Origin of the sequence: Geomonas edaphica (assembly GCF_004917075.1) — a bacterium.
Classification (GTDB): domain Bacteria; phylum Desulfobacterota; class Desulfuromonadia; order Geobacterales; family Geobacteraceae; genus Geomonas; species Geomonas edaphica.
On record NZ_SSYB01000002.1, the window covers coordinates 509,451 to 522,960 of the forward strand.

12 protein-coding genes are annotated in these 13,510 nt (G+C 62.6%); all 12 read left to right on the forward strand.

All coding sequences use genetic code 11. The features are described from left to right. Positions 1-9 precede the first annotated feature (9 nt). The 12 genes from E8K79_RS08460 to E8K79_RS08515 all read left to right on the forward strand — a co-directional run bounded on the left by E8K79_RS08460 (position 10) and on the right by E8K79_RS08515 (position 13,496). The gene (locus E8K79_RS08460; RefSeq protein ID WP_136514354.1) at positions 10-1,113 is read left to right on the forward strand and encodes a CgeB family protein; all 1,104 of its coding nucleotides are present in this window, start codon (positions 10-12) and stop codon (positions 1,111-1,113) included. After that, a complete protein-coding gene (locus E8K79_RS08465; RefSeq protein ID WP_136514355.1) occupies positions 1,110-2,165 on the forward strand; it encodes a CgeB family protein in 1,056 nt (351 codons plus the stop codon). The genes E8K79_RS08460 and E8K79_RS08465 overlap by 4 nt, the downstream gene beginning before the upstream one ends. 33 nt (positions 2,166-2,198) lie before the next feature. After that, on the forward strand, positions 2,199-2,978 hold the full coding sequence (locus E8K79_RS08470) for a TIGR04290 family methyltransferase (protein WP_136514356.1): 780 nt from the start codon (positions 2,199-2,201) through the stop codon (positions 2,976-2,978). Positions 2,979-3,316: 338 nt separating this feature from the next. Next, the gene (locus E8K79_RS08475) at positions 3,317-4,129 is read left to right on the forward strand and encodes a TOBE domain-containing protein (RefSeq protein WP_136514357.1); all 813 of its coding nucleotides are present in this window, start codon (positions 3,317-3,319) and stop codon (positions 4,127-4,129) included. A 114-nt stretch (positions 4,130-4,243) separates the two neighbouring features. Then, positions 4,244-5,110 (forward strand): substrate-binding domain-containing protein, encoded by an 867-nt coding sequence (locus E8K79_RS08480; RefSeq protein ID WP_135870418.1) that lies wholly within the window; start codon positions 4,244-4,246, stop codon positions 5,108-5,110. 3 nt (positions 5,111-5,113) lie between these two features. Next, positions 5,114-5,812, forward strand: a complete 699-nt coding sequence (locus tag E8K79_RS08485) for an ABC transporter permease (RefSeq protein ID WP_136514358.1) — start codon at positions 5,114-5,116, stop codon at positions 5,810-5,812. Beyond that, complete coding sequence (locus tag E8K79_RS08490; protein WP_136514359.1) at positions 5,809-6,909, forward strand: ABC transporter ATP-binding protein; 1,101 nt, start codon at positions 5,809-5,811, stop codon at positions 6,907-6,909. Before E8K79_RS08485 ends, E8K79_RS08490 begins: the two co-directional genes overlap by 4 nt. A 67-nt stretch (positions 6,910-6,976) precedes the next feature. After that, positions 6,977-7,318: a DUF2845 domain-containing protein gene (locus E8K79_RS08495; protein WP_136514360.1), complete on the forward strand. Its 342-nt coding sequence runs from the start codon at positions 6,977-6,979 to the stop codon at positions 7,316-7,318. A 26-nt stretch (positions 7,319-7,344) separates the two neighbouring features. Continuing rightward, positions 7,345-7,908 carry a manganese efflux pump MntP gene (locus E8K79_RS08500; RefSeq protein WP_136514361.1) on the forward strand — a complete coding sequence of 188 codons (564 nt, stop codon included), beginning with the start codon at positions 7,345-7,347 and terminating at the stop codon, positions 7,906-7,908. Between the two features lie 221 nt (positions 7,909-8,129). After that, positions 8,130-11,168, forward strand: a complete 3,039-nt coding sequence (locus E8K79_RS08505; protein WP_136514362.1) for an ATP-binding protein — start codon at positions 8,130-8,132, stop codon at positions 11,166-11,168. Positions 11,169-11,325: 157 nt separating this feature from the next. Continuing rightward, entirely contained in the window at positions 11,326-13,041 is a 1,716-nt protein-coding gene (locus tag E8K79_RS08510; protein WP_246043766.1) for a hybrid sensor histidine kinase/response regulator, read from the forward strand. Between the two features lie 14 nt (positions 13,042-13,055). Continuing rightward, positions 13,056-13,496: an EamA family transporter gene (locus tag E8K79_RS08515; RefSeq protein ID WP_136514363.1), complete on the forward strand. Its 441-nt coding sequence runs from the start codon at positions 13,056-13,058 to the stop codon at positions 13,494-13,496. The last annotated feature ends 14 nt before the right edge of the window (positions 13,497-13,510 follow it).

Genomic DNA, 13,510 nt, shown 5'->3' on the forward strand with positions numbered 1-13,510 from the left:
AATAACTGCATGGCCGCACCGCTCAACATCTCCTTCTTCGCCTCGAGCCTTGTATCCGCCTACTGGAACGGTGCCGCCACCTATTACCGCGGCATGGTGCGGGCGCTCGCCCGCCTGGGGCACCGCGTCACTTTCTACGAGCCGGACGCCTACGGCCGGCAGGCGCACCGCGACATGAAGGACCCGGACTGGGCGACCGTGGTGGTCTACCCCGCGACCGAGGAGGGAGTGTTCAGTTCCCTCGAGGCGGCCCGCGGCTCGGATATCGTGGTGAAGGCGAGCGGAGTCGGGGTCTTCGACGCTCTGCTCGAGGCCGAAGTGCTCGGTCTGAAGCGGGAAGGGACCCAGGTGATCTTCTGGGACGTGGACGCACCGGCGACCTTGGAGCGGATCGGTACCGACCCCGCGGACCCGTTTCTCCCCCTCGTGCCGCTGTACGACATGATCCTCACCTACGGCGGCGGCGACCCCGTGGTGCGCGCCTACCGCGGCTTCGGGGCGCGCGAGTGCGTCCCCATCTACAACGCGCTCGACCCTGACACCCATCACCCGGTCCCCCCCGACGAGCGACTGCGCTCCGATCTCTCCTTCCTTGGGAACCGTCTGCCGGACCGCGAACGGCGCGTCGAGGAGTTCTTCCTGTCCGTAGCCGAAAGGCTACCCCGGCGCAGTTTCCTTTTGGCCGGCAGCGGCTGGGAGGACAAGTCCAAAAGCGAGAACGTCCGCTACATAGGGCACCTCGGCACCGGCGACCACAACGCCTTCAACTGCAGCCCGATGGCGGTTCTGAACGTAAGCCGCGACGGCATGGCGCGATACGGCTTTTCCCCTGCCACCCGCGTATTCGAGGCGGCGGGTGCCGGCGCCTGCATGATCACCGACCTCTGGGAAGGTATCGGGGAATTTTTCGAGCCGGAACGCGAGATCCTGGTCGCGGCCGACGGCGAGGAGGTGGCGCAGATCCTGGATCGGCTCACTCCCGCGCTTGCCGCGGAGGTAGGTAGAAAGGCGCGGGTGCGCGTACGTGCCGAGCACACCTACGCGCACCGGGCAAGGCAGTTCGAGGAGATCTTCTCCGCCGGATCGTCGCGGCGCATCGGGAGGTTGCCATGAAGATAGTCGTCCTTGGGCTCTCCATCACCTCTTCCTGGGGAAACGGTCACGCCACCACCTACCGGGGCCTTTTGCGCGAGATGGATCGGCGCGGACACGAGATCCTCTTCCTCGAGCGCGACGCGCGTTGGTACGAGGCGCACCGCGACCTCCCGGAGCCGCCATTTTGCAGGACGCTTCTCTACGGCTCACTGGACGAGCTTTTCTCCGAATACGGCCCGGAGATCTGCGATGCCGACTGCGTCATCGTCGGCTCCTACGTCTACCAGGGGATCGAGGTCGGGAAGTGGGTAAGCCGGCACGCGCGGGGGATCAAGGCCTTCTACGACATAGACACCCCGGTGACCCTGGCCGCCCTTGCCAGGGGGGAGTGCCAGTACTTGAGCGAGGACCTGATTCCCTGCTACGACCTCTACCTCTCTTTCACCGGCGGCCCGACCCTCGACCATCTTGAGCGCCACTACGGCTCGCGTGCCGCGCGCCCCCTTTACTGTTCCGTCGACCCACTGGTGCACTTCCCGATGCCGGTGACGCCGCGCTGGGATTTGGGCTACCTCGGCACCTACAGTGACGATCGGCAGCCCGGTCTGGAGCAGCTCCTTTTTCAGCCAGCCTTCCACTGGCGCAAGGGGCGTTTCGTGGTGGCAGGGGCGCAGTACCCCGCCTCGCTCAAGTGGCCTGAGAACACGCACCACATCGAGCATCTTCCTCCGGAGTGTCACAGCGAGTTCTACAGCTCGCAGCGCTTCACGCTCAACCTGACCCGCAGACAGATGCTAGTCGCGGGCTATTCCCCGAGCGTGCGCCTCTTCGAGGCGGCCGCCTGCGCCGTTCCCGTTGTGTCGGACCGCTGGCCTGGCCTTGAAGAGTTCTTTACCCCGGGCGAAGAGATCCTCGTAGCCTCCAGCGCCGAGGAAATGCTCCGCTTCCTGCAGCGCTTCCCCGAGGAGGAGCGACGCGCCATCGGGGAGCGCGCCCGCGCCCGGGTACTCGGCCACCACTCAGCCGCCTGCCGGGCCGAAGAACTCGAGGAATACCTGACCGCGCTGTAGCGGCGAGGAAAACAATTCACGAAAGGTAGCCGCATGACCCACGCCAAAGCAAGAACGCTGGAAGACGACATCAAGGAACTCTCCCCCTGGTTTCACAACCTGCACCTGCCGGACGGCACCGAGACCGCCCCGGACCACTTCCTGGGAGACTTCCCTTCCTTCAAATGGCGCGAGATCGCCGAATGCATCCCCGAAGACCTGAATGGCTGGAGCGCGCTCGACATCGGCTGCAACGCAGGCTTTTACAGCTTCGAGCTCGCGCGTCGCGGGGCACGCGTCCTGGGGATCGACTGCGACGGGCACTACCTCGAACAGGCCGACTGGGCCGCCGAGCAGTACGGCCTGCGTGACCGCGTCGAATTCCGGCAGATGCAGGTGTACGACCTGGCCCGCATCCATGGGAAGTTCGACCTCGTCCTCTTCATGGGGGTCTTCTACCACCTGCGCTACCCGATGCTCGCCCTCGATATCGTGGCCCAGAAGACGGCGGGGATGCTCGTTTTCCAATCCATCACCATGCCCGGCCGCGAGGTGGCGGGGCAGCACGACTTCTGGATCAACGAACGCGACGCCCTCCTCGGACCGGGGTGGCCGAAGATGTCCTTCATCGAGGAGCGCTTCGCCGGCGATCCTACCAACTGGTGGATCGCGAACCACGCCGGTATCGAGGCGATGCTCCGTTCCGCGGGGATGCGCATCACCGGCCATCCTGGCGATGAAACCTACCTTTGCCAGCCCGATCCCATCCATCCTTCCTGCATGACCACCTGGAACCGGGCGGAATATCTGTCGGCTACCAACGGCGTTGGGTGAGGCGTCTGGAGGGACAGAGATGGGAAGGTGGAGCACTGCAGCATTCACCGGCTTCCCCCCTCCCGGCCTCCCCCCTCCTGTGGGAGGAGCAGGTTCACACCGGCATCAGGCCTCTTTTGTGGCGCGTCCCCAACTTTAAAAATGTATACGCCTCCTCCCGTTTCCTTTTCTTGTTTACGCTATGTCGTTTGTGATATAACGTCTGCCTTCCTTGTTTTGTAAAACTCAGTCATAGATAAGCTTTACACAGTGGTCTCATGGCATATAATGTCTAAGCTTCCAGCGCAGACAGTGTAATGGACCTGTCTCTGCCATAGGAAGAACGACGAGGTGCTATTTTGAGTCATGGTGCAAAACGCGGCATTGAGCTCGAGGGGGCTCTCTGGTTCCACAAGGACGACCAGAAGTTCCTTGGGCTCGACCGGATCAAGCTGCTTGAGAAAATAGATGAGCTAGGCTCCATCACCAAGGCGGCGAAGGCGGCGGGGATCAGCTACAAGAACGCCTGGGATCTCGTCAACATGATCAACAACCTTGCCGAGAAACCGCTTGTGGAGCGGGTGACCGGCGGCAGGGGGGGCGGTGGGACGACCCTCACCCCATACGGCAAAGATGTGGTGAAGCAGTACGGCGTGCTCCAGGAAGAGCACCGTAAATTCCTGGAGAATCTCGAGGGGAGGCTGGGCGACACTGCAAGCCTGTACCAGCTCCTGAGGAGGATTTCCATGAAAGTAAGCGCTCGCAACGTTTTGTCCGGAATCATCACTAGTATCACCCGGGGGCCGGTTAACGCCGAGGTCATCCTCACCCTCACCGGCGGGGCCCCGCTTGTCGCCGTCATCACCAACGGCGCCGTCGACAACCTTGCCCTCAGGGAAGGTGGCTCCGCCTACGCCATCATCAAGGCGAGCTCGGTCATGGTCGGCACCGACCTGCACGACGCGAAGATCAGCGCCCGCAACGTCATGTGCGGTACCGTCGTCAAGGTCATCGAGGGAGCGGTCTCCACGGAAATCGACGTCGAGGTGGGGGGCGGCAACACGATAAGCGCCGTGATCACGCACGAAAGCGGGACCACCCTGGGCCTCAAGGTCGGCGGACACGCCTGCACCCTCTTCAAGGCCTCGAGCGTCATCCTCGGCGTAAGCTGAAACCAGTAAGGGGACGAGACACACCGTCCCTTTTTCCACGCGTGTCGCTATATCGGGAGCACTATCACGATTCCCGGTACAAAGAAAAAAAACACTAAAAAAGGAGTTGCCTGCATGAATCGAATCCTAAGAATGCTTCCCCTGTTCGTCGCCCTGTTCCTCCTGAGCGCGGTCGCCTCGGTCTCAACCGGGTGGGCCGCCGAGCAGAAAAACCTCATCCTCGCCACCACCACCTCCACCCAGGACTCCGGTCTTCTCGACGTGCTGATCCCGCTCTTCGAGAAGCAGACCGGCTACTTCGTGAAGACCATCTCGGTCGGTTCCGGCCAGGCCATGAAGATGGGAGAGAAGGGTGAGGCGGACGTGCTCCTCGTGCACTCCCCGGAGGCGGAGAAGAAGTTCATGGAAGGTGGCTTCGGCCAGAACAGAAAGCTCGTCATGCACAACGACTTCATCATCCTCGGACCTGCCAACGATCCCGCTAAGGTTCGCGGCACGAAGACCGCTGCCGAGGCGCTGAAGACCATCGCGAAGACCGGCTCCCTCTGGCTCTCCAGGGGCGACAACTCCGGGACCCACGCCAAGGAAAAGGGGCTTTTGAAGGCCGCCGGCATCACCCCCGAAGGGCAGAAGTGGTTCCAGCAGACCGGTCTCGGCATGGGTGAGACTCTGAACGTCGCCGCCGAGAAGAAGGGGTATCTCCTTTCCGACCGCGGTACCTACCTCGCCCTCAACAAGAAGGCGCATCTCGGCCTGCAGATCATGGTGGAAGGCGAGCCGAAGCTCCTCAACGTCTACCACGTCATCGAGGTGAACCCAGCCAAGTGGCCCAAGGTGAACAACGCCGGCGCCAAGGCGTTCGCCGACTTCATGGTATCCAAGAAGGTCCAGGGGATCATCGCCACCTTCGGCAAGAAGGAGTTCGGCGCTCCGCTCTTCTTCCCGGATGCCGGCAAAGACCCGAAAACCCTGGGCCTGTAATTAATGGACGTAATCCTCGAAGGGATCTTAAAGGCCGCCCAGCTCCTCGCCTCGCTCGACAGCGAGGTGCTGGGCATCGCCTTGCTGTCGCTCAAGGTCTCCGGGCTCGCCACGCTCTTCTCTCTTGTCATAGGCATCTCGGTGGGGACACTGGTCGCCCTGACCAGCTTCCCCGGCAAGAAGATCCTGGTGAGCGTGGTAAACACCGGGATGGGCCTGCCGCCGGTGGTGGTGGGCCTTTTCGTCTCCATCATGCTCTGGAGAAACGGCCCCCTGGGCTACCTGGAACTCCTCTACACCCCGACCGCCATCGTCATCGCGCAGACCGTCATCGCCACCCCCATCGTCATGGGGATCACCATCGGCGCCATGCAAAACCTCCCGGCGAATCTGAGACTGCAGATCCTGGCCCTTGGCGCCACCAGAAGGCAGATGGTCATGATGCTGGTCCGGGAGGCGAGGCTGCCGCTCATGGCCGGTGTCATGGCCGGTTTCGGCGGGGTCATCTCAGAGGTGGGCGCCTCCATCATGGTCGGCGGCAACGTGCGCGGCTACACCCGCGTCCTCACCACGGCGACGGTGATGGAGACCGGGCGTGGCAATTTCGACATCGCCATTGCCCTGTCGGTGATCCTTCTGCTATTCTGCTTCGCGGTCAACTACATCCTTACCTACATCCAGCAGCGAGAAAGACCTAGATGACACAGCAACAAAACGTGCTTGACCTGAAAGGGCTGAGGGTGGATCGAGGCGGCGTGCCGGTGCTCGATATACCCTCTTTTTCTTTGTCGGAAAACGAATTCATCTCACTGATCGGACCCAACGGTGCGGGGAAGTCTACGCTGCTTCTCTCCCTTTTGGGACTCATCAAGCGCAGCAGCGGCACCGTCTCCTACCGGGGGCGTGAGATAGTGAATTCCGCCGACTGGCTCAAGGTGCGCCGCAGCATCGCCATGGTGCTGCAGGAACCGCTTCTCTTCGACGCCACCGTGTTCGATAACGTGGCGAGCGGGCTGAAGATCAGGGGGATGGGGCGCGGTGAGATCAAGAGCCGGGTCACGTCCTACCTGGAGCGCTTCCGGCTTGTCGATATGGCGCAGCGCTCGGCTAGAAAGCTCTCCGGCGGCGAGGCGCGCCGCGTGAGTCTCGCCCGCGCCTTTGCCGTGGAACCCGAGGTGATCCTCTTCGACGAGCCTTTCGCCAACCTCGATCCCCCGACGAGACAGGCGCTCACCGAGGACATGGACGAGGTCATCCGCGACCGCGGCATCGCCGCCATCCTCGTCACCCACGATCAGTCCGAGGCGCTCAGGATGTCGCAGCGCATTGTGGTGATGAACGGCGGCCGCATCGTTCAGGAGGGGCCACCCGCCGGGGTGATGAACCACCCGGTGAACGAGTTCGTCGCCAACTTCGTCGGTATGGAGACCATCCTCGAAGGAGAGGTGGTCGGCAACCGGTTCCAGCAGATGACGGTCAAGGTCGCGGGAAGCGAGATCGACACGGTGGGGGAAGCGCAGCCCGGTGCGCTCGTCTACTGCTGCATCCGCCCCGAGAACGTTACCGTGAGCACCACCACTGCCGGGAAGAAAAGCAGCGCCCGCAACCATTTCGGCGGGCGCGTTGCCGGCATCGCCTCCATGGGGCCCTTCCTCAAGCTGCGTCTTGACTGCGGTTTTCCGCTCACCGCCTACGTCACCCGCGAATCATTCGCGGAGCTTGCCCTGTTCGAGGGGAAAGAGATCTTCGCCTCCTTCAAGGCCACCTCGGTGCACGTAATCGGCAGACGCGCGGCGTAATACCCTTTTCAAAAGCAGGCTTCCGCTATATAGTCCTGCACTGACTACACCTGAGGGAGGAAAGGCTATGAAAGCACACGTTGGTTTTCTTGCGGCCCTTTGCGTGACCCTGGCAGCGTTTGACTGTGCATCAGCCGCCGAATCCGAGAGCATGCGGTGCAAGGGTGGGATCGTCTCCATCGGCAATTCAGCAGGCGAGGTGGTGGCAAAATGCGGGGAGCCCGCCACAGCGACGCAGAGCTCCAGGAAGTTGGTGGAAAAGGGGACTTACGGGACCAAGACCGCGACCGTCACAACCATCGTCGTGGACAACTGGATCTTCAACTTCGGCCCCAATGAATTCCAGTACCAGCTCGAGCTTCAGGACGGCCGCGTTTGCCGGATCCAGAGCCTCGACTACGGGTACTAGGACGGGCCACATCAGCAGGAGAAACAATGGATTGGATCAGCATCATGGGGATCGCCGTGGCCCTCGCCATGGACGCCTTCGCCGTCGCCCTCGCTGCGGGCGCGGTCCTAAACCCCATCACCGGGCGGCACCTCTTCCGCCTGGGCTTTCACTTCGGCCTTTTCCAGGCCATCATGCCTATCGCGGGGTGGCTTTTGGGACTCACGGTCCAGAAATGGATCACCTCCTATGACCACTGGATCGCCTTCGGCCTGCTTGCCTACGTGGGCGGAAGGATGATCGTCGAGGCCTTCGATGACGAAGAGGATGGGGACCCTTCCGATCCGACCCGCGGACTCACCATGGTGATGCTTTCGATAGCCACCAGCATCGACGCCTTCGCGGTCGGTCTTTCCCTCGCCATGCTGGGCGTAAGCGTCTGGGTTCCCTCCGTGGTCATAGGCCTCGTCGCCGGCGTCCTCACGGTAACCGGCATGCTCCTTGGGCGAAAGCTGGGCGACAATTGGGGAAAGAGGGTGGAGGTTTGCGGCGGGGTGGTCCTCTGTCTCATCGGACTCAAGATCCTTCTTGAGCACACGCTGCTGAAATAGAGTCAATATAAACGCCCCCCCGTCTGCGTCGCGCTCTGCGATCAGTACAAGCAGTAACGGTTCCGCCATTATCGACTAAAGTCACCGGGGCGTTTGTCGATACGCTTTCATGTGGATTTTTGAAAGGCAGAATGCGCTTTCGCCCGTCCCTTCACTCGACCTGATCCAGTGGCCACCGTTTTCAGCCATGTCCAAGCAAGAGCCTATCGAAGGATGCTGGCATGTCACTGAGAACCTTCCTCACCCGGCTGATATTGATCTGCGTGCTGCCCCTCGTGCTGCTCGCGGCGTATCTTGCCGCCGACAACGTCAGCGCCCTCAAAACGCAATACCAGCTCCAGGCCCAAACCCTGACGCGCAACGTCACCATCGCTCTTGACAGGCAGGTGGAGTCGCTGGTGTCGGGGCTGCAGGTCCTTGCCGCTTCTTCCTCGGTCGGCGACCCGGCCCGTCTCGGCGAGCTGTACCAGGAGGCGCAGCTCTTCCGTCGCACCTTCGACAGTCACGTCCTTTTATCCGACCTCTCAAAACAGATGATCCTCAACACGCGCGTTCCCCTGGGGATGCCGCTGCCTCATCTACCGGTGGTGCGGGGGCGTTCTGCATTCAGCGTTGTCACGACGACCGGGAGGCCAGCGGTGAGCGACCTCTTCTTCGGTCCCGTCGCCAAGACCCCGCTTGTATCGATCGCCGTGCCGGTGGTCCGCGACGGGCGCACCACGCACGTCCTTCTCTGCCTTACCGAAGCGAGCAAATTCCAGCACCGCCTCGACGAGCTGGTCATCCCTGCGGACTGGTCGGTCTCCGTCTTGGACAGTAACAACGCCGTGATCGCCAGCCGCTCCCCGAAAGGGGAGCACCCGAAACGGGCGCAGGGCTCTTTGGGGCGTTTCATAGGCGGGTCGACACTGGCACCATGGTCCGTGGTGGTCGAGGTGCCGGAAAGGACCTACGGGGCTCCCATGCAAGGCGCCGTTCTCGCCATGTTGGCCGCAATCGCGGCGGCAACCTTCGTGAGTGTGGCCGGTGCCATGCTCGCAGGCCGACGTCTTGCGCGCTCGGTGGAGGCGCTTGCTCATACGCCGCAAGCAGTTCCCGAAACGGGCGCTCCCATCGCCGAGATCGAGAAGGTGCGGGGGATGCTTCTCTCCGCGGCGGCCGCCCGCGAGGAGGCCGAGGCGACGCTTCGGGAAAGCGAGGAGCGTCTGCGCCTTCTAGGCGACAACCTGCCGGAAAGTTACGTGTACCAGTACCTTCACGAGGCGGATGGCCGCACCCGCTTCGTCTACCTGAGCGCCGGATTGGAGCGGGTGCACGGCGTCACCAGGGAGGCCGTGCTTGCGGACGCCTGGGCGCTGCACCGGCAGATCGACCCTGGGCAACTGCCTGAACTTGCCAGGCAGGAAAAGGCCAGTGGCGATGCGTTGTCCGATTTCAAGATGGAGCTGCGCATGCGGCGCGCCGACGGGGAGTGGCGCTGGCTGCAGCTGCGCTCCCGCCCGAGGGAGAGGTCTGACGGGGTCGTCGTCTGGGACGGCGTCGCCACCGACATCACCGAGCCCAAGCTGGTAGAGGCTCGCGTCGAGCATCTGAACCGGGTGCTGCGTGCGGTGCGCATGGTAGACCAGCTCATCGTGAGGGAGCAGGACCCGCTGCGTCTGATCGAGGGGGTGTGCCAGCTTCTCGTCGAGCACCGCGGTTACGGCAGCGCCCTCATCGTGCTCACCGACCGGGCAGGAGGCGTTCTCCATGTGGCGCAGTCTGGCGCCGGCGACCCCTTCCCGGGAGTGGCCGAGATGCTGGAGCGGGAAGGCATCCCGTCGTGCTGCCGCAAGGAGATCGGCCGGACCGGAGTGTTCAGCATCACGGAGGGGGGGCACATCTGTGTTGATTGTCCTCTTTCCAAGGGGCTGAGGGAGCAAAGGACCATGTGCATTGTCTTGCGTTACGAACAGGACCTGCACGGGCTGATGGTGGTCTCCCTGAACGGCCACGAGGGGGGCGACAGCGAGGAGACCGAGCTTTTCGCGGGGCTTGCCGGAGACGTGGCCTTCGCCATCCACAACATCGAACAAGGGCGGGAGAGGGTCCGCATGCAGGACGAGCGCGACCGGTTCGAGACGGAGCTGCGCCAGGCACAGAAGATGGAGGCGATCGGCCAGCTTGCCGGAGGCATCGCCCACGACTTCAACAACATGCTGAGCGTGATCGTCGGTTTCACCCAGCTCGCCATGGTCGATCTCGATGCGGAGGACCCCCAGTACCGCAACCTGGAGCAGGTCAGAAAGGCGGGAGAACGCTCGGCTGAACTGACGAGGCAACTGCTTGCCTTCTCGCGCAAGCAGGCCGCGGCGCCACGGGTAGTGGATCTCAACGAGCTGATCGCGGAGCAGCGCAAGATGCTCTCGCGGCTCATCGGGGAGGACCTGGAGGTGGAGTTTCAAGCAGCGGAGGCGCTGTGGAACATCAGGATCGACCCTTCCCAGGCGCACCAGATCCTCACCAACCTGGCGGTGAACGCGCGGGACGCCGTGCAGGGGGTGGGAAAGGTGACCATAGCCACCGCAAACGTCAACTTGGACCCGGACGAGAGCATGCATCTGCAACTCGCGCCCGGCGAATATGTTCTGCTCGCATTCAGCGACACCGGCACCGGTATGGACCTGCCGACCCAGGAGCGGATTTTCGAGCCGTTCTTCACTACAAAGAAGGAAGGGAAGGGGACCGGGCTTGGACTCTCAACGGTGTACGGCATAGTGCGGCAAAATGCCGGCGCGATCCAGGTGGAGAGCGCCCCTGGCGCCGGCACCACGTTCCGCATCTACTTCCCCCGCACCGTGGAGGAGGCGGCAAAGGCGCAGGAAAACAGTCACGAGACGCAAGCCGCCGGCACCGAGACGGTGCTGGTCGTCGAGGACGAGGAGCAGGTCTTGAACCTCACCCGCGTCATGCTCGAACAGGCGGGGTATCACGTTCTGCCGGCGCGCGGAGGGGCCGATGCCCTGGCCACGTGCGAGAGCTACCAGGGCGAAATCCATCTACTTTTGACCGACGTGGTCATGCCGATGTTGAACGGCAAGGAGTTGCAAGATCAGGTGCTGAGGGTCAGGCCCGGCGTGAAAACCCTGTTCATGTCGGGATACGGTGAGGAGATCATTTCCCATCGCGGCATCTTGGATCGCGGTACCGCGCTCCTCTCCAAGCCTTTCAGTGGAGAGCAGTTGTTGCGCAAGGTGCGCGAGGTGCTCGATGCACAGTAGTAATAGCAGGATTCACTGTAATAACATTCTCTTGAACTGTCAGAAAAGACCTGTATATTTTCCGACATGCTCATTTTCTAAATCATTACATGTTATTGATGACATCGCTCAGTGCAATGGTGTCACTATAATGCGAAGGTGACTTACAGAGGGCCGAGTGATCGACAAGCCAAGTGACAGCGAAGAAACCGCGCTCTATCGTTTCATCATCGATACCATTCCGCAGATCGTTTGGACCGCCACGCCTGATGGGGCGCAGGACTTCGCAAACCTTCGCTGGTACGAGTTCAACGGACTGATCCCCGGCGAGCCCGATCCGGAGCCGTGGCGCAGCATCATCCATCCCGACGACGTCGCCATGACTGCGCAGAAGTGGAAACACTCGCTGGAAACCGGAGAGCCGTACAATTGCCTGCACCGCAACCGCAGGTTCGACGGCGAGTACCGCTGGGTCCTCTCCCGGGCCGTGGCGCAGCGCGACGAGTCCGAGCGGATCGTGCGCTGGATCGGCAGCGGCACCGACATCACCGAGCAGAAGGTCGCCGAGGCCGAGATGCTCAGGTATCGCGACCACCTGGAGGAAGTGGTGCGGGAGCGGACCGCCGAGCTGGTTGTGGCCAAGGAGAGGGCCGAGGTGGCGGCACGCGCCGTCCTCGAGGCGAACGAACTTCTGGAACAGCGAGTTGAAGAGCGGACCGCGGAACTGAGAAGGACGGAAAAGGAGCTCAGGCAGGCCCAGAAGATGGAGGCGATCGGAACGCTGGCCGCCGGTATCGCCCACGATTTCAACAACATACTCACCTCGATCCTCGGCTTCACCGACATGGTACTGCACAAGCTGCCGCAGGACGGGGCGGGGCGCCCGGAGATGGAGCAGGTCTTCACGGCGGCCCAGCGCGCGGCCGACTTGGTGCGGCAGATCCTGAGCTTCAGCAGGCGCACCGAACAGGAGCGAAAACCGGTGCATATGCTGACGGTGATGGACGACGCCATGAGGCTGCTCCGTTCCTCGTTTCCCGCCACGATCGCCATCCGCAAGGAAGTTTCCGTCCCCCCTGAAACGGACAAGGTGCGCGCCGACGCCACACAGTTGCACCAGGTACTGATGAACCTCTGCACCAACGCCTACCACGCCATGCTGCCGCAGGGGGGGACTTTGACCGTCTCCCTTGAGTTGGTCCCTGTCGGCTCACCCGTGCTGATGCCATTTCCGTTTCTCGACCCGGTCGACCACTTGAGGCTGTCGGTGCGCGACACCGGACCCGGCATCGAGAGCCGCACCCTGGAGCGCATTTTCGATCCCTACTTCACGACGAAACCGGCCGGGCAGGGTACCGGACTCGGGCTCGCGGTGGTGCAGGGAATCGTCAAGAACCACGGCGGCGCCATCTCCGTGCACAGTGAGGTAGGGGTGGGGACCTGCTTCGAAATCCTCCTTCCCGCGGTGATTGACGAGATCGTCAAGGAGGAGGACGTGCCGGAGCAGATGCTCCAGGGGCGTGAGCGTATCCTGTTCGTGGATGACGAGGAGTCCCTCACCGTCCTCGGCAGGGGGATACTGGAGAACCTGGGCTACAGCGTGGTCACCACCCTTAGCGGTACGGCCGCCCTGGAACTTTTCCGGGCCGATCCCGCCGCTTTCGATCTGGTGATCACCGACCTCACCATGCCTGGACTTTCCGGCAAGGCACTCGCCCGCGAGATCTCCGCCCTGCGGCCGGACATCCCCATCATACTTTGCACAGGGTTCAAGGAGACCTTCGATGAGGCGGACCGCGAGGCCGGCATCAGGGCCTGCCTCATGAAACCCTACACCATGAAGGTGCTCGGTCATACGATAAGGCAGGCGCTGGATCCCCGGCCCCTGCCATGACAAAGGAGGTCGGCATGTGGAATTACGTAACTCAGGCACTCACCGCTTTGGTGAGTTTCGCCCTTATGGTGATGTTCATGACCGCGGCCGTGAAGCGCGGCGTGTCGGTCCCCTTCGCGATGCTGGTGCTCTCGCTGGTGCTGACGGTATCCTTCGCGGTCTGGTCGGCGGGGGATTGGGGGATGTGGGATGCGTGGAAGTCCGCCGTTCCGCTGTTGGTCGCCGCGGGCGCCTGCAGCGTGCTCGGGAACTGGGCCATGTTTCTCGCCACCTCGACGAGTGCTAACGCCGGGTACGCCATCGCCATCATCGGCTGCCAGTCCGCCCTGGTGCTGCTCCTTTCCTACTGGTTCCTGGGGGGGGAGATGCACTGGCTGAGGCTCGTCGGCATCGCCACCTGCGTGCTCGGCGTGGTCATCATCAGTTGGCCGCTCGCTCCCGCAGTGAAGGGGTAAGTTCGGCGGCTTGC